Here is a 23,180-nt window from a genome sequence, read left to right on the forward strand (position 1 = left end):
CCATTTGCCAACACTTTGCATTAGTGATCTTCGTCACGTTTACGGGCGTCGAGGATGCGACAGGCAATGCACGTGGTGTCTGGTTTGTCGCTAGGTGATGATGTTCGCCCCTTCATGGAAAGGGCACACCAGGCACTCAGTTGGCATACGTGATCGCCACATGGTCGGCACAGGGTATTGAGTTGTCCCCTTCCCATCAATAGCCTCCCGTCGATCACGCTTCCCGTGTGATCGGGGTGGGACGGTCTGTCAAGGCCGCTGGTCATGGGGGAATTGAGTGAGCGGCAAGCGGCGTTGGTTTGCGAGCGTCCAGTACCGGATCTGGGGCAGAGCACTGACTCTTGCCACGGCGACCGTCGCGCTGACGGCGCTGTTGGTGCCCATAGCTGTGGCCCAGGGCGCGGTAGTGGGGCCCTACCGTTTCAAGGGCGCGGTGTGGAACCCGAAGGCCCTGCCGAAGACTCCGGCGGTCGGCAGCCATGCCTTGCACCAGCCAACTACCGCTCACCCCAAGGGCTACAAGGCCGTCAGCAAGTATCGGGCCGTCAAGCCGGTGTGGCCGACGGCCGGCACGAAGACGGTGCCCCTGACGCACACCACCCAGTCCGCCGACGCCGCGTCCACCACCGCTGCGTCGCCGGGTTCGTCATCCAGCCCCGCCGACGCTTCCGGCGCGGCCACCAAGTCGGTATCCACTCCTTCGCCGAGCACTCGTGTCGTCCCGGTGACGAAGCCCGTCAAGGCAGGCGCCCTGCCGGTATGGGTGGCTCCCGTGCCGACATCCGGCCAGAAGTCCGGCTCCGGCACGGCAGTTGGCCCGGCTTCGGTACAGGTGAAGGTCGCATCCCACACCCAGGCGCTGAAAGCGGGCGCCGACGGAATGCTGCTCGCCTTCACCCGCGCCGACGCCAAGTCCGGCAATGGCCGGGTGCGGGTGGTCATCGACTACGCGTCGCTGGCCAAGGCGTATGGCGGCGGCTTCGGTTCACGGCTGCGGCTGTATCAAGTCCCGGCCTGCGCGATGACCACGCCTCAGCTGAAGCAGTGCGGGACGCGGACCCCCATCACCTTCACCAACCGGGCGACCGCGGACCAGTTGACCGCCACGCTCACACTCGGCTCCTCCACCGTGTCGGCATCACGTGCAGCAAGCGGCACGGCCGGTGCGACGGCGATGTCCGCGGCCACCACGGCGGTGGAGGTCACCTCGGGCAGCTCCGGCTCGCAGGGCAGCTATGCCGCGACCTCGCTGAATCCGTCGGGCAGTTGGCAGGCTTCCGGGACCGGCGCCTTCACCTACTCCTACCCGATCGACGTCCCGTCCACGATCGGCGGCAACGCCCCGTCGGTGGCCTTCGCCTACGACTCGCAGTCCGAGGACGGGGAGACCTCGGCCCGCAACTCCCAGGCGTCCTCGATCGGCGACGGCTGGAGCTACCAGCCGGGCTTCGTCGAGCGGACGTATCGTTCCTGCGGCGGCCTCCTGAACAGCAGCGGGGACAAGATCCTCAAGGGGTCGGGGGACGAGTGCTGGGCCGGTGACAACGCCACGATCTCCTTCGGCTCGCACTCCGGACAACTGGTGCCCGACGGCACCGACTCCGCTGTGCCGGGCGAGATCAAGCAGTGGCGGCTGACGGGCGACGACGGGACGCTGGTCCAGGAGCTGTCCGGCGCCGCCAACGGCCTGCAGGACGGCGTCTATTTCCGGGTCCTGACCACGGACGGCACCGCCGCGTACTTCGGTGCCGACCACTCCCCGACCGGCGCCGGCCCGTCCGGCGCGATGCAGTCCGGCACACCCGGCGACTCCTCGACCGATGCCGCCTGGGGCGTGCCCGTACTGCATCCGGAGTCGGGTGACCCGTGCTACGACTCGGCCAAGGGCAAGGCGTCGCAGTGCGACAAGCACGAGGGCTGGCGCTGGAACCTGGACTTCGTCGTCGCGCCGAGCGGGTTCGTGCAGCGCTACGACTACACGACCGAGAGCAACTACTACGACCTGGGCGGCGGACAGGCCGCGACCGGTGACTCGGGCACCCTGACCTCGTACGTCCGTGGCGGCAAGCTCGACAGCGTCTCCTACGGCTACAAGCTCGCCGACGAGCAGACGGGGCGCACCCCCGCCGGTCAGGTCGCCTTCACGTCCAAGCAGCGCTGCCAGACCACGGCCACCTTCACCGACTGCTCGGCCGGAAACCTCGACGACAACACGGCCCCGCACTGGCCCGATGTGCCGTGGGACCTGCACTGCGACTCCACCGACAGCACCACCCTGCCGTCCGGGTCGACCTCGGTACCGACCAACGTCTGTATCACCGGGGGACCGACGTTCTGGTCCACCACCCGCCTGGACAGCGTCACCACGAAAATCCACGTCAAGGACTCGTCGACGGACGCTCTGGTCGACGTCGACAGCTATCAGCTCGGGCAGGTGTACTCGGACTCCGGCGGCACAGTCGACCCGGTCACGGGCACGACCGTCGACCCGAAGGACGCGGGTTCCCTGCAAGCCGTGATGTGGCTGCAGTCGATCCAGCACACCGGCAAGGACACGTACGGCAACGGCAACAGCGACATCAAGCTGAACCAGGTCTCCTTCACCGGTACGGAGATCGACAACCGGGTCAACGACACCTCCCCCTCCGCGCCACCGCTGTACCGGCCGAGGATCTCCTCGATCCAGACCGAGACCGGCGAGTCGATCGCCGTCGACTACAACGCCAACGCGTGCGCGAACAAGACGCTGTCGATCTCGGCCGCGGACGCGAACACCAACTCCTGCTATCCGGTCTACTGGACGGTGCCGGGGGCTTCGAAGCCGATCGCGGACTGGTTCAACAAGACCACCGTGCACACGGTCACCGCGTCCGACCTGACGATCGCGTCCCAGTACAAGCCGAACTCCCAGAACATACCGGCGGGTTCGGAGATACAGGTCTCCACCTACAGCTACGCCGGCCCTGCCTGGCACCGGGACGACTCGGCACAGACGGACGACCAGTACCGCACCTGGGACCAGTTCCGCGGCTTCCACACGGTCACGGTGCAGACCGGGCAGGCCCCCGAGCCGGTCACCCAGCAGACCACCACCTATCTGCAGGGCATGGACGGCGACTACAAGTCCGACGGCACCCGCCGCTCGGTCAGTGTGGACGCCAAGGTCGGCGGCTCCACGGTCCAGAGCGTCACCGACGCCGACCAACTCGCCGGCACAGCTCTTCAGAGCGACACCTACACGGCGGCCGGCGGGACCATCGACGCCGTAACCGTCAACGGCCCCTTCGCCTACACCACCACCGCGCACACCAACCAGACCCCATGGACGGACTGGACCCAGGACGACAACCCCGGCGACACGAAGCCAACCCTGTCGACACTGCCCGACCTGACCGCCTACCGCATCAAGACCGCCCAGTCGCACGGCTACGCGCTGCTCACGAACGGGACATGGCGCCACACCCGGACCGACACCGCCTACGACAGCCAGGGCCGGGTCTCCACCGTCGACGCACACGGCGACGTCAGCGTGGCCGCACAGGAGAAGTGCGCCACCACCACCTACGCGACACCGTCGTCCAGCAACACCATGACCCTGTCCTACCCGGACCAGGTCACCTCCGTCAGCGGACCCTGCGGCACCGCGGCCTCCGCAAGCACACTGCTGGCCGACAAGAAGATCTACTACGACGGCGACGGCACCCTCACCAACCTGGGCACCTTCGGACAGCTCGACCAGACCTCCAGCACCGCCGTCGGCCAGGCCAGCGCCGTACGCACCGCCACCGGCTACACCGGCACCACCGAGAACTGGCAGACCAGCTCGGCCATGACGTACGACGGCGCCGGCCGCATCACCGACGCCCTCGACGCCACGGGCCAGAACACCCACACCGCGTTCACCCCCACCTGGTCCCTTCTGGGCGGAAACACCAACCCGACCACCATCACGACCACCAACTCCCAGAGCTGGAAGGTCACTTCCACCCTCGACGCGCTGCGCGGCCTGCCCACCGAGAACGTCGACGCCAACAACCGCAAGACGGACATCACCTACGACGCGCTCGGGCGGCGCACGGCGGTCTGGCTCCCGGGCCGCGACAAGTCCTCTGGCCAGAGCGCGGACGAGACCTTCGCCTACTCCATCAACCCCGGCGCGGTCGCCGCCCCCGGCGGCACCGTCACCACACCCGGCGCCCCCTCCGCCGTGACGACGAAGTCGCTGCGCGAGGACGGCACGTACGCCTCGTCGATCACCATCTACGACGGAATGCTGCAGCCGCGCCAGACACAGGCCACGGCCGACGGCGACACCAACTCCGGCCGGATCATCTCGGACACCTTCTACGACTCGCACGGCTGGCAGACCGCTTCGTTCGCGCCGTACTCGGAGCCGGACAACAACCCGTCCACCACGCTGTACGCGGCGAACGAGAACCAGATCCCGTCGGAGACCACGACCGCTTACGACGGCCAAGGCCGTCCGGCCACCAGCACGCTGTGGCACCAGGCGGTCCAGCAGTGGCACACCACCACCAGCTATCCCGGCGCCGACGAGACCGACAGCACCGCTCCGGCCGGGGGCCGTTCCACCGCGACCTACACCAACGCGCAGGGGCAAGCCACCAAGAGCGTGGTCAAGAACACCGGCAGCACGGTCAAACTCACCCAGGGCCAGGTCATCCCGTCGGGCACATCACTGACCTCGGACAGCGTGCGGCTGGCCATGCAGGCCGACGGCAACCTGGTGCTCTCCTCCCTCGCGACCGGCAAGACCCTTTGGTCGTCCAGCACTTCGGGCAACCCGGGAGCCTTCGCCACCTTGCGGAGCGACGGCAACTTCGTCGTCTACAACGCCGGTGCCACCACAGCCCTCTGGTCGACCGGAACCACCACCGGCACGACGTTGCAGATCCAGAACGACGCCAACACGGTGCTCTACGACAGCACCGGCGCCACCATCTGGAAGACCGACACCCTGAACCAGGCCGGCGAAGCCGACGCCACCACCGCGTACACCTACACCCCGGCCGGCCAGGTCGACACCATCAAGGACAGCGCCGGCAACTCCTGGTCCTACCACTACAACCTGCTGGGCCAGAAGACCTCCCAGACCGACCCGAACACCGGCACCACCAGCTACGACAAGTACGACACCGTCGGCAACCTGCTGCAGACCACCGACGCGCGCGGCCAGGTCCTCTCCTACGCCTACGACTGGGACAACCGCCCCACCGCCGAGTACAACAACGCGTGGTCGGCCACACCCGACCCCTCCAAAGAGCTCTCCTCCTGGTCGTACGACACCCTGGCCAAGGGCTACCCGACCTCGTCCACCCGTTACGTCGGCGGGACAACCGGTTCGGCGTACACCCAGGCGGTCACCGGCTACAACACGGCCTACCAGCCGACCGGCACCACCCTGACCGTCCCGGCCACCGACGGCTTCGCCGCAGCCGGACAGTCCACCGCACCCACCAGCGGCACTGTCACCTACACCGCGTCCGCCTTCTACACCCCGACGGTCGGACTGCTGTCCACCCTCCGCTACCAGGCAGACGGCAACCTGCCCGCCGAGGACATCGACTACGGCTACACCCAGCAGGGCAACCTCGACGGCATCGGCGGCTTCATCACTGCGGCCAACACCCCCGACTATCTGGACACCGCCGTCCACGACCCCTTCGGCCGAGTCCTGCAGACCAACTACGGGACCACCGGCAAGGAACTGGCCACCTTCGCCCAGTACGACGCCACCACCGGCCGGGTCACCCAGACGTCCAGCATGCTGCAGACGTCCACCACCGCCCTGGACGTGGCCAACTACCGCTACAACCAGGCCGGCGAGATCACCGCGATCGATGACCTGCAGAACAACACCACCCACGACACGCAGTGCTACACCTACGACTCCTTCCAGCGCCTGACCGCCGCCTGGACGGACACCGCAGGCATCACCAACTCCTCCAGCGCCCCGGTCGGGAGCGTCGGCGGCTGCAACACGGGCTCCGTGCAGACCACCACCATGGCCCCGGTCGCGACCAGCACAGTCGGCGGCCCGGCGCCGTACTGGCAGACGTACACCTACGACCTGCTCGGCGACCGCACCGGCATGGTCAACCACGACACCACCGGGACCGCAGCCAACAACACCACGCAGACCACCGCCTACACCGGCACCGACGGCACCGCCACCGCGACCCTGCCCGACCAGTCAGGCACCACGACCAACAGCAACCCGACCACCGGCACCGCCACTTGGACACCGACCTACACCGACCCGGCGTACAGCAACAAGAACGCCGGTGACACCATCACCCGCAAGGTGTCCACCACCGGCCCCGTCAACACCGGCTTCACCCTCTCCGGCGGCGGCAAACTCTGCATCGACGACGCAGGCGCCTCCACCACGCCCGGCGCCGTGGTCCGCACCTACACCTGCAACGCCTCCGCCGCCCAGAACTGGACGATCGGCACCGACGGCACGATCAAGGTCCTCGGCACCATGTGCCTGGACACCACCGGCAACGCCACCACCGCCGGCACCCTCCTGGTACTCGACACCTGTAACAGCGACGCCACCCAGAAGTGGAAGACCACCAGCACCGGCACCCTGGTCAGCAACGCCAACAGCGCGATGTGCGTGACCGACCCCGGCGCCAGCGCCACCATCCGCACCCAGCTCACTCTCGCCACCTGCGGCAGCGCCGGCCAGACCTGGACCACCGCCGGCACCGGGGCCCTCCCGTCCGGCCAGACCCAGACCCTCACCTACGACGCCGAGGGCCGCACCGCCACCGTCGCCACCGGCTCGGGCACACACACCAACACCAGCAAGTACCTCTACGACGCCGACGGCAACCTGCTGGAACAGACCAGCGCCGTCGACGGCACCGACAAGACCCGCATCCTGTATCTCTTCGGCGGCACGGAACAGATCACCCTGAACGTCTCCGCCAAAACCTGGACCGGCCTGCGCAACATCACCGGCCCCGACGGCACCACCATCACCCGCTCCAGCAGCGGCACCGTCACCTACCAGGTCGCCAACGCCCAAGGCACAGCCACCACCGCCATCGACGCCGGCACCCTGGCCGTCACCCGCCGCTACTACGACCCCTACGGCAACTCCCGCGGCACCAAACCCACTTCATGGGTATCAGCCGACGAAAACCACGGCTACCTCGGCCAGCCAACCGACGCCACCACCGGCCTCGACCTCCTGGGCGCCCGCAACTATGACCCGGCCCAGGGCCGATTCCTCACCCCTGACCCGCTCTTCGAGGCGGGCGACCCCAACCAGATGGGCGGCTACACGTACGCGGGAGACGACCCGGCTTCGGGAAGCGACCCGACAGGGATGATCCTGGACAACCCTGACGGCACGCAGTGCAGCGGCGGTTGGAAGAAATGCGGGGGCCAGGGCGGGGGTGAAAGCTCGGGCGGCGGAGGCTCGGGCAACACAGGCAACTCCAATGGCAACACGACGGCCGCGCCGTCCGCCACCCCCGCGCCTCCCATGGGCGACACGCCCGCCGCGACGCAGACCCCCACCCCGACTCTCGGTGAAGTCCCCTGCCAGCCAGCTGACTTCGGCACGAACCGGTGCGGAAGCTGGGGCGGCCTCAAGGCTCTGGAAGTCGAGGCGGGCGCCATCGTGGCAGTGCCTTTGCTTTTCGGGTGCATAGAGAGCGGCGTCGTGGACTGCGTTTCTGGTCTGATCCTAGGAGTCGGGGACGCCGAGGCGGGCGGGAGTCTGCTTCTCGGTAGCCGCATCATCGTGGGCCTGGGCGGTGCTGCGGCCGAGGCAACCGAAGAGTACGCCGACGAGTTGGCGGCTGAGAGCGGAGCAGCCAAGCAAGCCAACGAAGATGCCTCAGCCGCCAAGGCTGCCGCAGCCAAGAAGGCCGACCCACAGGCCGAAGCCGGACACGCCAACGCCGCTGCGGCCAAACCGGACAAGCCGTCATCCGGTACTTCCAACGGCGGAACAAAGTCTCCGAGTCGCTGCAGCTTCTCCCCCGACACCCCCATCCTGCTGAGCGGCGGCAAGACCAAACCGATCGGCAAGATCAAGACCGGCGACAAGGTCGAAGCCGCCAACCCCAAGACCGGCAAGCACCAAGGCGCCCGCACCGTCCAACACGTGTGGATCAACCACGACCACGACCTGCTCGACCTCACCATCCGCACTGAGGACGGCCACGCCGCCACCCTCCACACCACCGCCAACCACCCCTTCTGGGACGACACCTCCCACACCTGGGTCCCCGCCGGCAAACTCCACGACGGCGTCGCTCTCAACACCGCCACCAACGGCCACGCCTACGTCGTCTCCACCCAGCCCACACCCGGTGCGGCAAACCGGTGGAATCTCACCGTCCGTCAACTCCACACGTACTATGTGCTGGCCGGATCCATGCCGATCTTGGTCCATAACACGAAGGGCTGCGAAACAGATCCGACGTGGGGCGGGAGCGTACAATTTGCGGGGACGGACACCTTGGGGCGCCCTCAGGGTATGTCCGCTGCTGTTAGTCGCCGAATGATCGGGGAAGGTACGCCAGCAGACTCTGACATTCGTCCGCCGGGATTCACAGGAGGGCGTCCGATTGGAGATCAGGCGCGTGGCCACTTGCTTGGAAGGCAGCTGGGTGGCTCTGGCGATATTCCAGAGAATTTGGTAACGCTTCTCCAAAATCCCGTGAATACTCCCATCATGAGCGGCTTTGAAAGGCAAGTTCGACTAGCCGTAGAAGGTGGCCAATTTGTCCAATACTCGGTTACTCCTGTATACGAGGGAAGTAATCTAGTGCCGCGTGCCGTAACTCTTTCGGCGTACGGCAACGGAGACTTCAGCCTAAATGTCTCAATTTTGAATAGGAGGTAGTGTGAGCATCGATGAACTAGTGTCTGTCGTGCCACCTCCCCCGGTTGTCCAGCCTGGTGAAGTCGACTGGCAGTCCGTCGAGCACCTGATCGGCTGTGCCTTGCCCGCCGACTACAAGGAGATGGTCCAGCTATACGGTCCGGGCTGCTTCGCGCAGTTCATTCACATCTATCAGCCGTCGAGCGAACTGCGGGCTATTGATCTTCCTACTCAAGTTGGCGAGTCGTTGTGGGCGCTCAGGTATCTGAGAGACGCCGGTGAGCCAATTCCGTATCGGATCGACGATCCAACGGAAGTGCTCGCTTTCGGCCGAACAGACAACGGAGACGTCCTCTTTTGGAGGCGTGCGGACATCGATGCTCCCGATGCATGGACCGTCCTCGCGAAGGAGCCTCGGGGTGAAGAGTGGTTCGAGTTCCCTGGTGGCATGTCGGGATTCTTGGCCAAGGTCCTGGATCGCACAATTACTGTGCCTATTTTTCCACGACGATTCCCGTCAATGGAACCAATCTTTGAGTCTTACTAAAACCTGTTCCAGAAGTCGCCGGGCGGGCATTTCTCTTATATAGGTGGGGTGTTGAGGGCAGGGCCCCGGCGTGTGCCCGGCTCACCCCTGCTTGGAGTGGTTGATCGCGGCAGCGGGCCCCGGAAACAGGTGAACACGGCACCTGGGGATCATGGAGTCCGACCTTTCTTGATGTGGTTCTGAGCTGGTCATTCGTAAGTAGCTGTTGCTCTGTCGATCTTGGTGGGCATTGGTTCGAGCGGTGAGCCCCGATCGGGTGGTGTGGGTCGGGGCGTGCATGGAGGCAGGGTCTTGGTGCAGCTCGGATTGTCGAGTCCGTTGAGCGTGCTGGGAGATCCAGGTGTCGCAGTTCTATGCCCTGGCCTTGCTGGGTCCAATTCGTGAACGCCACGACCGGCCGGGCGACAGGGTCCGCGAGGCGGCTTACCGCGATCGGGAGCCGACGGCAGAGGTCATCAACGCTCAGTCAGTGAAGGGGGCCGCGACCGTGCGGGCCGCCAGTCGTGACTTCGATGGCGAGTCGATGGCCAACGGGCGCAGGCGGCACATCGTGGTGGACACCCTGGGGCTGCTGCTGGCCGTGATGGTCACCGCGGCGCCGGTTCTGCACTGTAGCGCCGCCGTCGAACCCCGAGCCGAGGCGGTTAAACGCAAACTGCCGAAGACGCAGGAGCCGAGCTACGAGCAGGTTGTCGATCGCGCCTGAGGCGGAGCGCATTGACCGTGGGACTGTCCGGATGGGACAACCTTGCGGCCACGAGCACGCCTGTGACCGCACGGCGGATCGGGACCCGTTTGCGCGATCGCTGCACACTTGGCCACCATACGGCCACCACGCCGAACCCGGCAGACCCGAACCGACCGGCAAGACGGAACAAAAGACCAGGTCAAAGCCCTGTGGATCGAAACGACCATCGACAGTCGATCTCAGACCTGCGCATTGCGATGCGTAGCTCGCAGGTGCCCGATTGGCCCGGATTCCAAGGTCAACCAAAACAAGAAACCCCAGGTCACGGCGAGTGAGTCCTGGGGTCCCTCAGAGCCGCCTTCGGGATTCGAACCCGAGACCTACGCATTACGAGTGCGTTGCTCTGGCCATCTGAGCTAAGGCGGCGCGCTGTCCACACCATGGTGCGATCAGCAACGTCGGAAAGTCTACACAGTTTCCGGGGGTGCTCCGTACACCCCCCGGAAGCACCCCCGACCGCAGCCGCGCCGACGCTACGAGCAGCGCTTCCCCTCCCTCGGCGGGGTCCCGCGGAGCAGATACGTGTCGATCGCGGAGTCGATGCACGTGCTGCCGCGGCCATAGGCGGTGTGGCCGTCGCCGACGTAGGTGAGGAGGCGGGCCGAGGAGAGTTGGCGGGCGAGGGACTGGGCCCAGGGGTACGGGGTCGCCGGGTCGCGGGTCGTGCCAACGACCACGATGGGGGCGGCGCCCTTCGCCTCGATGCGGTGCGGTTCGCCCGTCGCCTTCACCGGCCAGTACGCGCAGTTCAGGGAGGCCCAGGCCAGGCCGTCGCCGAAAACGGGGGACGCCTTCTCGAAGGCGGGGAGGGCTTGCTCGACCTGGTCGGTGGTCGAGAACGCGGGCGGGAGGTCGAGGCAGTTGACGGCGGCGTTGGCGAACATCAGGTTCGAGTAACGGCCGTCGGCGTCACGCTCGTAGTAGCTGTCGGAGAGGAGGAGCAGGCCCGCGCCGTCGTTCTCCTTCATCGCCGACGTGAGCGCCTCGCGCAGCTGCGGCCAGGCCGCCTCGTCGTACATCGCCGCGATCACGCCGGTGGTGGCGAGCGCCTCGCCGAGCTTGCGGCCGTCCGCGTCGCCGGTGGGGACGGGGTGCGCGTCGAGCTTGCGGAAGAAGGCCTTGAGGTTAGTCCCGACCTTGGCCGGCGTCGTGCCCTTGCCACCGAGCGGGCAGTCCGTCTGCCGTACGCAGTCCTTCGCGAAGGACTGGAACGCCGTCTCGAAGCCCGCCGTCTGGCCGAGGTTCATCTGCTTCGCGGGCAGCGACGGATCCATCGCGCCGTCCAGGACCACGCGACCGACCCGGTCCGGGAACAGCCCCGCGTACGTCGCCCCGAGGAACGTCCCGTACGACGCCCCCACGTACGTCAGCTTCCGGTCCCCCAGCACCGCCCGCAGGATGTCCATGTCCCGCGCCGCCTCGACCGTGGAGACATGGCGCAGGACGTCGGGCGAGTGCGCGCCGCAGCCTTCCGCGAACTTCTTGTACTCGTCTACGAGTTCGGTGGTCTCCCGCCGGTCGTCGGGGGTGGTGTCGGTCTGCGTGAACTTGTCCATGGCCGGCCCGCCGAGGCACTCGACGGGCTCGCTGCGGGCGACGCCCCGGGGGTCCATCGCGACCATGTCGTAGCGGGCGCGGACCGCGGCCGGATAGCCGATCCCGGCGTACTGCTGCAGATAGCCGACCGCCGAACCGCCCGGCCCGCCCGGGTTCACCATCAGCGAACCGAGCGGCTTGCCCTTGCCGGTGGCCTTCTTGCGGGCGACCGCGAGCCGGACGTCACCCGCGGTGGGCTTGGTGTAGTCGAGCGGCGCCTTCATCGTGGCGCACTGGAAGCCGGGAACACCGCAGGTGCGCCAGCTGAGCTTCTGCCCGTAGTACCGCGCGAGGGTGGACGGCGTCGACCGCGGCAGCGCGGCCAGCGCCACGTCCGCGGCCGGACTCGCCGCGGTCGTCGAACTCCCCGGGGAACACGCGGACACGAGCAGCGCGGCGACGGCGAGCAGCGTGCCGCCGATCCGACGGTTTCGACCGGCCCGGCGGGGCCGGCCGGCCTGGCTGGGCCTGCGGAGGGGGCGCCTGATGTGCATCAAGCGAGCGTAACCTTGTGCAACCGACTGAATGCCGTGCGTGCGTGATCCACCCCGTACGAGTTACGCAGTCAACCTCCGGCCGACCAACCAGCCGGCCCACCGCCGCCCGAACGGACCGTCCAGCCCGTTCAGCCCGCTCTGAGGGCCAACGTCATCGCCTCCACCGCCAACAGCGGCGCCACATTGCGGTCGAGCGCCACTCTGCACGCGCCGATCGCGTCGATACGGCGCAGCGTGGACTCCGGGGAACCGGCTCGGGCCAGCCGCTCCAGGGCGTCCTCGGCGTCCACGTTGGCAATCGCCACCCGGGAGCCGAGCTGGAGGGCAAGGACGTCGCGGTAGAACGCGGTGAGGTCGGTCAGCGCGAGGTCGAGGCTGTCGCGCTGCGTACGCGTTCTCCGGCGCTTCTGCTTGTCCTCCAGGTCCTTCATCACGCCCGCCGTGCCCCGCGGCATCCGGCTGCCCTGGCCACCGCCCATCGCCGCCTTCATCTCCTCGGTCTCCTTGCCGTCGACCTCCTCGGCCAGTTGCCTGGCGTCCTCCGCGGCGGCGTCGACCAGCTCCTGGGCGGCCTTGAGGCAGCCGCCGACGTCGTCGACACGCAACGGCAGCTTCAGCACGGTGGCCCGGCGCTCGCGCGCGGCCGGGTCCGTGGCGAGGCGGCGGGCCCGGTCCACATGGCCCTGCGTGGCGCGCGCGGCGGCCGCGGCCACGCCCGGCTCGATGCCCTCGCGCCGTACGAGCATGTCGGCGACGGCGTCCACCGAGGGCGTCGTCAGGTTCAGGTGGCGGCAGCGGGAGCGGATCGTGGGGAGGACGTCCTCGATCGAGGGGGCGCAGAGGAGCCAGACCGTGCGGGGGGCGGGTTCTTCTACGGCCTTGAGGACGGCGTTGGCCGACTTCTCGTTCAGCCGCTCGGCGTCCTCGACGAGGATGATCTGCCAGCGGCCGGTCGCCGGCGAGGTGAAGGACTTGCGGACCGTGTCCCGCATGTCGTCGGCGAGGATCTGCGTGCCCACCGCGGCCACCGTGGTGACGTCGGCGTGGGTGCCGATCAGCGCCGTATGGCAGCCGTCGCAGAAGCCGCAGCCGGGGCTGCCGCCGAGGGCGCGGTCGGGGCTCACGCACTGCAGGGCGGCGGCGAAGGCCCGCGCCGCCTGATTGCGTCCCGCGCCGGGCGGCCCCGTGAACAGCCAGGCGTGCGTCATCTTCGACGCCTCCGGCGGGGGCGTGCCGGTGGTCGCCGCGGTGACGAAGGCGTCGGCATCCCGGGCGGCGGCGTCGAGCTGCTCGCTCACCTTCTCCTGGCCCACCAGGTCATCCCACACGCTCACGGGTCACCGGCCCTTTCGTCACGCTTCGGGTTACGGATTCCATTGTGCGGGCCACCACTGACAACGGGCGCCGCCCCCGTCAGCCCCTGCGCCCCCGGCCACGACCGCGCCCCGGCCCACGACCCGTGTCGTCGTCGTGGTCGCCGTCCTCGCGCGGGCCGAGCAGTTCGTCGGCCAGTGAGGGCAGGTCGTCCAGCGGGGTCTCCTCGGCCCAGTCGGACCGCGGTCGTCGCCGGGGCGCGCCCTGCTCGTCGACCTGTGGCAGCTCGCGCGTACGGTCCTCGCCGTCGGCCCGACCGGCCGGGCGCTCGTCCCGGAAGAAGCTCGCGGGGACCCGGTCCGACGGGCCCTGTCCGCGCACCGGCGGCAGCACCGCGGTCTCGTCCGCCGCACCGGGGACGACCGGCGGCAGCACGGCCGTCTCGTCGGCGGGACCGGACCGGACGGGCGGCAGTACGGCCGTCTCCTCGGCGGCGGACACCGGCGGCAGTACGGCCGTCTCGTCCGCGGCCCCCGCGGGAGCGGGCGGCTGCGGCAGTTCGGCCGTGACCTCGGAGTCGTGTACCTCGGAATCGTGCGTCTCGGAGTCTCCGGACACCGACCGCAGCACCGTCGTCTCGTCCCCGGCGTCGAAGGCGACCGGCCGCAGTACAGCCGTGTCCTCCGCCGACCGCCCACCCCGACTCGGCGGCTTCACCACAGGTGTCTGCACAGTCGACGCCTCAGGCGTGAACGACGTGACCGGCATGACCGCAGGGGGAGCCGTCGGCTGTCGAGCCGCCACCTCGGCCGCGGCAGCCGCCTCCGCCGCCAACCGGCGTGCCTCCTCGGCCGCGAGCAGTGCCGCCTCGGCCTTGCGCTGCTTCTCCCGGCGCCGCTCCTCGGCCTCGGCGCGCAGCCGGGCCTCCTCCTCGGCCTGCTTGCGGAGGCGGTCGGCCTCGGCCCTGCGGCGGGTCTCCTCGGCGGCGCGGGCCTCTTCCTCGGCGAGGAGGCGGGCCTTCTCCTCCTCGGCACGCCTGCGTGCGTCCTCGGCGCGCTGCCGGGCCTCCTCGGCCTGGCGTTCGGCCTCGCGACGCTGGGCCTCCTCCAGCTCGCGCCGCTTGCGCTCCTCCTCCTCGGCGCGCAGCTGGGCGAGCCGCTCCTGGCGCTCGCGCTCCAGGCGCTCCTCCTCGGCCTTGCGGGCGGCCTCTTCCTCGGCCTTGCGGCGGGCCTCTTCCTCGGCGGCCTTGCGCGCTTCCTCCTGGGCCTTGATCTCGGCCTCGGAGAGCGGCAGTACGGTGTCGAGCCGGTGCCGGATCACGGTCGTGACGGACTCGGGCTCCTGGCCGGCGTCGACCACCAGGTAGCGGCCCGGGTCGGCGGCGGCCAGCGTGAGGAAACCGGACCGCACGCGCGCGTGGAACTCGGCGGGCTCCGACTCCAGTCGGTCCGGCGCCTCGGTGAACCGCTCGCGGGCGGTCTCCGGGTCCACGTCCAGCAGGACGGTCATGTGCGGGACGAGTCCGTCGGTCGCCCACCGGTTGATCCGGGCGATCTCGGTCGGGGAGAGATCACGGCCGGCGCCCTGGTAGGCGACGGACGAGTCGATGTAGCGGTCGGAGACGACGATCGCGCCGCGCTCCAGGGCGGGTCGTACGACGGTGTCGACGTGCTCCGCGCGGTCCGCCGCGTACAGCAGGGCCTCCGCGCGGTGGGAGAGTCCCGCCGACGACACGTCGAGCAGGATCGACCGCAGCCGCTTGCCGACCGGTGTCGCCCCGGGCTCGCGGGTCAGCACGACCTCGTGTCCCTTGCCCCTTATCCACTCGGCGAGGGCCTCGGCCTGGGTGGACTTCCCGGCGCCGTCGCCGCCCTCCAGGGCGATGAAGAAGCCGGTGCTCGCGGGCACGGTGTCGGGGTCGTCGCCGCCGAGCAGCGCGTCCCGCAGATCGTGCCGCAGCGGCACTCCGGAGCGGTCGTCGACCTTGGCGAGGACCAGCGCGGCGACCGGCAGCAGCAGGGCGCCGACCAGCATCAGCGTGAACGCGGCACCGCCGTGCGCGAACACGAACTTGCCGTTCTCCAGGCGGTGCGGGCCGATCAGCGCCGCCACCAGGGGGGCGATCAGCGCGCCGAGCGCCACCGCGACCTTGACGACCGCGTGCAGGTGCTCGGTCGTACGGGCCCGCCGGTAGTCCTCGGCCTCCTGGTCGAGCAGCGTGTGCCCGGTGTTGGCGGCCACGCCCGCGCCGATGCCGGCCAGCGCGACGATGAGCAGCACGGTGGTGACGTCCGGGACCAGGCCCGCGGCGAGCAGCGCGATGCCGGTGAAGGCGATGGCGAGGGTCAGCAGGCGGCGCCGCGACAGCGTCGGCAGCAGGGCGGGCGCCGTACGGATGCCGACCACGACCCCGCCGGTCAGCCCGAGCACCAGCAGCCCGAAGGTCACCGGACCGCCGTGCAGGTCCTTGGCCTGCAGCACGGACACGGCGACGGCGGCGGAGATCGCCCCGGCGACGGCCGCGCAGGCGACCACGAGCAGCGCGATGGCGCCCGTACGGCCCTTGTCGATGCCGGTGCCCGTCCTGGGGCGGCGCAGCCCTTCGAGCGGCGACCGCGCGCGCGGGGTGCGGGTTCCGGGCAGTTCCAGGGCGGTCAGGACGGAGAGGGACGCGGCGAACAGCCCGGCGGCGACGTACGAACCGAGTGCCGCCTGGTGCTGGGCGAACCAGGCGACGCCCGTGCCCAGCAGGTTGTTGAGCAGTGCCGCTACGACGAGGGCCGCGGCGGCGAGGGGGATCGCCACGAAGCTCGTGCGCAGCGACAGCCGGCGCAGGGCGTCCATGTGGTCGGGCAGCGGCCGGACGGTGGCGCCCTCCAGCGGCGGGGCCGGCAGCAGGGCGGGCGCCGCGCTCTCGCGGCACACCGTCCAGAAGCGCTCGGCGACTCCGGTCACGAAGGCGGTCACCAGGAGCACGGCCAGCGCGTTGTCCGGAGTCCAGTCGATCCACAGCGGGGCGACGATCAGCAGGGCGGCCCGCAGACCGTCCGCGCCGACCATGGTCCAGCGCCGGTCGAGGGGGCCGTCCTGGGAAGTGAGCGAACTGAGCGGGCCGAGCAGCACCGCCCCGAAGAGCAGCGTCGCCAGGATGCGCGCCCCGAAGACGGTCGCCACCGCGAACGCCACACCCCGATAACCACCGCCGAACGAGCCCTGGGCGATGGCCGCCTGGAAGGCGAGCACGACCAGGACCAGCAGGGCGAGAGTGTCACCGACACTCGTCACGAACTGTGCGCTCCACAACCGCTTGAGCTGCGGTTGGCGCAGCAGGGCGCGGACGGCACGCTCGCGGGAGTCCGCGACAAGGGCGTCGTCGGGGGCCGGCTGGTGGGCCGTTGGCTGCTCGGCTGGCGTCATGCTTTCAGCCTATCGGCAGCCACCGACAACAAGCCGCGCCCTCCCGGACCTGCGCACACCCCGACACCAAAGTGATGCCGGGGCGTGCGTTTCGCGACCCTGTGGTGCAGGAAGCGTGCGGCTCAGTCCTCGGACGTCACCTTGGAGGCGGCCGTCTTCTTGGCCGCCGCGGCAGCCGACGTCTTCTTCGCCACGGTCTTCTTCGCCGTCGTCGTCTTCTTGGCGGGCGCCTTCTTGGCCGCCGCCTTCTTCGCCGGGGCCTTCTTCGCCGTCTTCTTGGCGGGCGACTTGGCCCGCTTCTCGGCGAGCAGCTCGTAGCCGCGCTCGGGGGTGATCTCCTCGACGCTGTCGCCGGAGCGCAGGGTCGCGTTGGTCTCGCCGTCGGTGACGTACGGCCCGAAGCGGCCGTCCTTGACGACGACGGGCTTCTCGCTGACCGGGTCGGTACCCAGTTCCTTCAGCGGCGGCTTGCCGGCGGCCCGGCCGCGCTGCTTGGGCTGGGAGTAGATCTCCAGCGCCTCTTCGAGGGTGATCGTGAAGAGCTGGTCCTCGGCCGTCAGCGAGCGGGAGTCCGTGCCCTTCTTCAGGTACGGACCGTAGCGCCCGTTCTGCGCGGTGATCTCCACGCCCTCGGCGTCCTTGCCGACGACGCGCGGCAGCGACATCAGCTTGAGGGCGTCGGCGAGCGTCACCGTGTCGAGGGTCATCGACTTGAACAGCGAGGCCGTACGCGGCTTGACGGCGTTCTTGCCGGTCTTCGGGGTGCCCTCGGGGAGCACCTCGGTGACGTACGGGCCGTAGCGGCCGTCGCGGGCGATGACCTGGTGGCCGGACTCGGGGTCGGCGCCCAGCTCGAAGTCGCCGCTCGGCTTGGCGAGCAGTTCCTCCGCGTGCTCGACGCTGAGCTCGTCCGGCGCCAGGTCCTCGGGGACGTCGGCGCGCTGGTGGTTCTCGGAGTCCTTCTCGCCGCGCTCCACGTAGGGGCCGTAGCGGCCGACGCGCAGCATGATGTCGTTGCCGACCGGGAAGGACGACACCTCGCGGGCGTCGATGGCGCCCAGGTCGGTGACGAGTTCCTTGAGGCCGCCCAGGTGGTCGCCGTCGCCGTTGCCGGCCTCGGCGGCGCCCGTCGCCTCGCCCTCGCCGAAGTAGAAGCGCCGCAGCCACGGCACGGCCTGGGCCTCGCCGCTGGCGATGCGGTCGAGGTCGTCCTCCATCTTGGCGGTGAAGCTGTAGTCGACGAGCCGCCCGAAGTGCTTCTCCAGGAGGTTGACCACGGCGAAGGAGAGGAAGGACGGCACCAGGGCCGTGCCCTTCTTGAAGACGTAGCCGCGGTCGAGGATGGTGCCGATGATCGACGCGTACGTCGACGGGCGGCCGATCTCGCGCTCTTCGAGCTCCTTGACGAGGCTGGCCTCGGTGTAGCGGGCCGGGGGCTTGGTGGCGTGCCCGTCGACCGTGATCTCCTCGGCGCTGAGCGCGTCGCCCTCGGCGACCTGGGGCAGCCGGCGCTCGCGGTCGTCCAGCTCGGCGTTCGGGTCGTCGGCGCCCTCGACGTAGGCCTTCAGGAAGCCGTGGAAGGTGATCGTCTTGCCGGACGCGCTGAACTCGGCGTCCCGGCCGTCGGACGACGTGCCCGCGATCTTCACGGTGACGGAGTTGCCGACCGCGTCCTTCATCTGGGAGGCGACGGTCCGCTTCCAGATCAGCTCGTAGAGCCTGAACTGGTCGCCGGTCAGGCCGGTTTCGGCGGGGGTGCGGAAACGATCACCCGAGGGGCGGATCGCCTCGTGCGCCTCCTGCGCGTTCTTGACCTTCCCGGCGTACACGCGCGGCTGGGCCGGCAGGTAGTCGGCGCCGTACAGCTGCGTCACCTGGGCGCGGGCGGCCTTGACCGCCGTGTCGCTCAGGGTCGTGGAGTCCGTACGCATGTAGGTGATGTAGCCGTTCTCGTACAGCTTCTGCGCGACCTGCATCGTGGCCTTCGCGCCGAAGCCGAGCTTGCGGCTGGCCTCCTGCTGCAGCGTCGTCGTACGGAACGGGGCGTACGGCGAGCGGCGGTACGGCTTCGACTCGACGGACCGGACGGCGAAGTCGGTGTTCTCCAGGGCGGCGGCGAGGGCGCGGGCGTTGTCCTCGTCGAGGTGGAGAGTGTTCGCGCTCTTGATCTGTCCCAGGGAGTCGAAGTCGCGGCCCTGGGCGACGCGCTTGCCGTCGACGGCCTGGAGGCGGGCGACGAGGGTCGACGGGTCGCTCGCGTCCCCGGCCCGGCCGGTCCCGAAGGTGCCGGTCAGGTCCCAGTACTCGGCGGAACGGAACGCGATGCGCTCGCGCTCCCGCTCGACGACGAGCCGGGTGGCGACGGACTGGACCCGGCCGGCCGACAGGCGCGGCATGACCTTCTTCCACAGGACCGGCGAGACCTCGTAGCCGTAGAGGCGGTCGAGGATCCGGCGGGTCTCCTGGGCGTCGACCAGGGGCTGGTTGAGGTCGCGCGGGTTGGCGACGGCGGCGCGGATCGCGTCCTTGGTGATCTCGTGGAACACCATGCGCTTGACCGGGACCTTGGGCTTCAGGACCTCAAGGAGGTGCCACGCGATGGCCTCGCCCTCGCGGTCCTCATCGGTGGCCAGGAAGAGTTCGTCGGAGTCCTTGAGGAGGTCCTTGAGCTTCTTGACCTGGGCCCGCTTGTCGGCGTTGACCACATAGATCGGAGCGAAGTCGTGGTCGACGTCCACACCGAGGCGGCGCACCTCACCGGTGTACTTCTCGGGCACCTCCGCGGCGCCGTTGGGAAGGTCGCGGATGTGCCCGACGCTCGCCTCGACGACATATCCGGGGCCCAGGTAGCCCTTGATTGTCTTCGCCTTGGCAGGCGACTCGACGATGACGAGTCGGCGGCCGCCGTGTGCGGTCTCGCTGGTCGGGGACAACTTCGCTCTTCTCTCCGGTCGACGCTGGGGCCTCCCCCGGGGCAAGCCGCTCCGGGGAGGAACAGGTGCGTCTCCGCGTCGTTCGGTACGTGCTCTCGGGGTGCCGGCGGGAGGTCCTCGTAGCGGAGCTACCAGGGCCTTCGACCGGTGCGGCGAGAATGCGTGCCGGGCGGCGTGGGGACGTGCCTGCATCTCCCCGGGGTCGCTTGGTCCCGGGGTCGGGTCATGGTGACGCTGCGGAGTGTGACGGTACATCCCGCCCCCGTGTCAAACGGGAAAAGCCCGCAACGGCCACTCGAACGGTAACCCGACTACCGCCATTCCTGCCGCCCGGAGTGCCCACCGGCATTTTCGGCCCTGTCCGGAGGGTGGCCTCCCTCTTGCCCGCGGTCCAGGCGGCGCGCGGTGCTCAGACGTGCAGGAAGCACCAGGTTCCGAGGAACAGGGCGGTGACCGCGACGACGCTCGCGAGGGTCGCCGATGCGACCGGGTTCACACCCTGGGCGACAGGTTCGCGGTGCCGCACCCTGACCACGGTCCACAGCAGCAGCGCGCCTCCGAACAGGGCGAACACCAACCCCGCGAAGATCGCCGGCCCGCTCTCCATGTGTGTCCCCTCCCGACCCGGATACCCCGGTCCGGGAGGCTGGCACCCGTGGGCGACGGGCAGGCCAACCCCCGGTGAATTCGCGGCGGACAGCCCTCAGGCAGCCGAGCCGGAGGACGATATCGCCCCGGTCGTCCGGGAGCGGTCGGCCTGCCCCACCGTGCACACGACCGACGTGAAACCGGCCTTCCAGTTGTTCTCGTCGGACAGATACCCGAAGACGGAGCGGTCGGCTCCGGGTGCCCAAGTCGACTCGAACTTGTTGCTGCACAGCTTGTTCCCCTGCTGCAGCGCCTCCGCGAACGCCATCGTCTTCGGGGCCGTCACGAAACCGATCACCTGGTCGGTGTGCTGATCGGCACAGTCGGTCAGGGTCGCGGTGAAGTAGGTCTTGTGGGCGACGTACAGCCAGCAGTCGCCGATGCTCATCTCGGTGGTCCACACGTTCGACTCGGCGCTCCGGAAGCGCCCTATCTCGCCGCCGATCGGAACATGACGGCCGAGTACGAGACATGCCGTACCGCCCCCGGCCGCACCGAACCCCGCCTCCGTCGGCGTGAGGGCGTAGACAGCCGCGTCGGCCAGGGAGTCGGCCGTCCGCTTCGCCTTGCCGGCGCACCGCTCGGCCCCGTGGTCGCGTGCGTCGGCGAAGTCGCTCGCCGTGTCGACCGCCATCACCTGGCCGTCCGGATCGTCGTGTGCACAGCTCACGACCCCCAGGTTGGGCCGCGACCCGAACGCCGTCCCGGTCCACACCGCGTGCACGCAGTCGCCGGTCTGCAGCGCCTTCTTGAGCCCGACCTCCTCGCCGTACGGATACGCGGACCCGGTCGGCGACGGTGACGCGGACGGGGATGCCTTCTTCGTCGCCGCCGTGTCCTTTCCGCCGGTCAGCGAGGTCACCGCCCACACCCCACCGACGGCCACCAGCGCGACGGCCACCACAAGGGCGATGACGGCCCCGACCGGCATCCGCCGCCGGCCCCCACCCGGCGGACGGCCGCCGACGGCCCCCGGGCCACCGGGATACGTCGGCCCCTGACCGCCCGCGTACGGCGGCGTGGTCGCGCCGCCCCGATACGGCTCCAGCTCCGATCCCTGATAGGCCCCCTGGTAGGACATCGTGGGGCTGTTCGCATACGGATCCCACGCGGCGCCGTACGGGGTGTCGGGCGTGTCGGGGGTCGGCGGGGCACCGGGAACCTGCGGGATCCCGGGGGTGTGCGGCGCCCCCGGAGTCTGCGGGGCGCCCGGAGTGGGCCGGCCACCGGGCGTGGAGCCCCCGAGAGCGGCCCCGGGCTGGTCACCGTACGGCGCCGGGCCCTGCGGGGTGCCCCCGGGCCCTCCCGGGGTCTGCGGGGCGTAGGGGCCGCCCGCATAGGGGCCGCCCATGGCGTATCCGGGCGGCCCGCCCGCGACGTGGCCCCGAGGCCGGCGCGCGACCTGCTCAGGCGGACCACTCCCGACAGGCCCAGGCGGACCACTCCCGACATTGCCGGGCGCGCCCTCGGCGACAGGTCCCCACGACTGGTCGACCGCGGGCCGGCCGCCGCCCGGCGCCGGTCCGAAACCAACCGGTGCCGGTCCGAAACCCTCCGGCGGCGGGCCGAAACCGCTCGGCATCCGGCCGGAGCCATCCGCCCCCTGGCCGAACCCGTCCGGCGTCGACAGGTTCCCCGGCGCCGCACCGGCCGACCGCGCCACCCGCTCCAGCCCGTGTGCCGCCGTCTCCGGTGCCGACCTGAGCATCGGGTCCTTGACCAGTAACCCCTGGAGTACGGGCGCCAGTTCGCCCGCGCGGACGGTGGGCGTGGCCTCCTCGCCGAGCAGGGCCGTGAGGGTCGCGTAGTCGCCGTGGCGGTCGAAGGGGCCGCGGCCCTCGACGGCGGCGTACAGCGTGGCGCCCAGGGAGAACAGGTCGGCGGCCGGGGTGGGCGGCTCGCCTCGGGCCCGTTCCGGAGCGAGGTAGCCGGGTGTGCCGAGGATGCCGGCGGTGGCGGTGAGCCGGGGCTCGCGCGACTCGGGCTGGAGGGCGATGCCGTAGTCGGTGAGCAGCACGCGCGCGTACGGATCGCCCGAAGCGTTCGGTGCCAGAAGGATGTTGGCCGGTTTCACATCCCGGTGCAGGATGCCGATGCGGTGCCCGGCGGTGAGCGCGTCGAGGACGGCGAGCCCGATGCGGGCCACCCGGTCAGGGGGCAGCGGCCCCGAACGCCGCAGCACCGCCTGGAGGTCGACGCCGTCGGGGACGTACTCCATGACGATCCAGGGCAGGCCCTCGTGGATCACCACGTCGTGCACGGTCGCCACATGCGGATGGCCGCGCAGCCGGGCCGCGTGCCGGGCCTCGCTGCGGGCCCGCGCGATCCGCTGCCCGCGCTCGCCGGCCTCCCCGGAGACGTCCGGCAGCGAGATCTCCTTGACGGCGACCTCGCAGGCCAACTCCTCGTCGTACGCGAGCCATACGCGGCCCATGCCGCCCGCGCCGAGCGTGCGCAGCAGCCGGTAGCGCCCGTTGACGACCCTGCCTTGGCCCTGCTCCGGCGTATCCCCGGCCATCACGCCTCCCCCGAGACGGCGCGCCTCCCCCGAGGACGCGTGGAACCTGTCTCTGAAAGTAGCCTCGCACCCGCCACTGACAAGAGGGCTTTT

8 protein-coding genes, 1 tRNA gene and 1 pseudogene are annotated in these 23,180 nt (G+C 69.7%); 3 read left to right on the forward strand and 7 right to left on the reverse strand.

All coding sequences use genetic code 11. The features are described 5' to 3' along the window. Window positions 1-277 precede the first annotated feature (277 nt). The 3 genes and pseudogenes from AB0I69_RS05290 to AB0I69_RS05300 form a co-directional block, all read left to right on the forward strand. Window positions 278-8,890 carry a ricin-type beta-trefoil lectin domain protein gene (locus AB0I69_RS05290; RefSeq protein WP_363094215.1) on the forward strand — a complete coding sequence of 2,871 codons (8,613 nt, stop codon included), beginning with the start codon at window positions 278-280 and terminating at the stop codon, window positions 8,888-8,890. Between the two features lies 1 nt (window position 8,891). Then, window positions 8,892-9,416, forward strand: a complete 525-nt coding sequence (locus AB0I69_RS05295) for a hypothetical protein (protein ID WP_363094216.1) — start codon at window positions 8,892-8,894, stop codon at window positions 9,414-9,416. A 427-nt stretch (window positions 9,417-9,843) separates the two neighbouring features. Beyond that, window positions 9,844-10,005 (forward strand): annotated as a pseudogene (locus AB0I69_RS05300) (IS5/IS1182 family transposase); the annotation flags it as partial. Between the two features lie 451 nt (window positions 10,006-10,456). Here the strand turns inward: AB0I69_RS05300 and AB0I69_RS05305 are convergent. From AB0I69_RS05305 to AB0I69_RS05335, 7 genes are all read right to left on the reverse strand, one after another. Beyond that, a tRNA-Thr gene (locus tag AB0I69_RS05305) sits at window positions 10,457-10,530 on the reverse strand. A 107-nt stretch (window positions 10,531-10,637) separates the two neighbouring features. Beyond that, complete coding sequence (locus tag AB0I69_RS05310) at window positions 10,638-12,254, reverse strand: alpha/beta hydrolase (RefSeq protein ID WP_363094217.1); 1,617 nt, start codon at window positions 12,252-12,254, stop codon at window positions 10,638-10,640. Between the two features lie 131 nt (window positions 12,255-12,385). Further along, window positions 12,386-13,591, reverse strand: a complete 1,206-nt coding sequence (locus AB0I69_RS05315) for a DNA polymerase III subunit delta' (protein WP_363094218.1) — start codon at window positions 13,589-13,591, stop codon at window positions 12,386-12,388. 79 nt (window positions 13,592-13,670) lie between these two features. Beyond that, on the reverse strand, window positions 13,671-16,988 hold the full coding sequence (gene tmk / locus AB0I69_RS05320) for a dTMP kinase (RefSeq protein WP_363094219.1): 3,318 nt from the start codon (window positions 16,986-16,988) through the stop codon (window positions 13,671-13,673). A 122-nt stretch (window positions 16,989-17,110) separates the two neighbouring features. Further along, entirely contained in the window at window positions 17,111-19,921 is a 2,811-nt protein-coding gene (gene topA / locus AB0I69_RS05325; RefSeq protein ID WP_363094220.1) for a type I DNA topoisomerase, read from the reverse strand. A gap of 409 nt (window positions 19,922-20,330) precedes the next feature. Continuing rightward, entirely contained in the window at window positions 20,331-20,528 is a 198-nt protein-coding gene (locus AB0I69_RS05330; protein WP_363094222.1) for a hypothetical protein, read from the reverse strand. Window positions 20,529-20,624: 96 nt separating this feature from the next. After that, on the reverse strand, window positions 20,625-23,087 hold the full coding sequence (locus tag AB0I69_RS05335; protein WP_363094223.1) for a protein kinase: 2,463 nt from the start codon (window positions 23,085-23,087) through the stop codon (window positions 20,625-20,627). Window positions 23,088-23,180 lie beyond the last annotated feature (93 nt).

The organism is Streptomyces sp. NPDC050508 (genome assembly GCF_040655155.1).
Lineage (GTDB): Bacteria > Actinomycetota > Actinomycetes > Streptomycetales > Streptomycetaceae > Streptomyces.

Bases quoted from the DNA above. Each gene is read 5' to 3' on its own strand.
- tmk (WP_363094219.1), bottom strand. From the start codon at position 16,988: ATGACGCCAGCCGAGCAGCCAACGGCCCACCAGCCGGCCCCCGACGAC.
- AB0I69_RS05335 (WP_363094223.1), bottom strand. From the start codon at position 23,087: ATGGCCGGGGATACGCCGGAGCAGGGCCAAGGCAGGGTCGTCAACGGG.
- AB0I69_RS05330 (WP_363094222.1), bottom strand. From the start codon at position 20,528: ATGGAGAGCGGGCCGGCGATCTTCGCGGGGTTGGTGTTCGCCCTGTTC.
- AB0I69_RS05310 (WP_363094217.1), bottom strand. From the start codon at position 12,254: ATGCACATCAGGCGCCCCCTCCGCAGGCCCAGCCAGGCCGGCCGGCCC.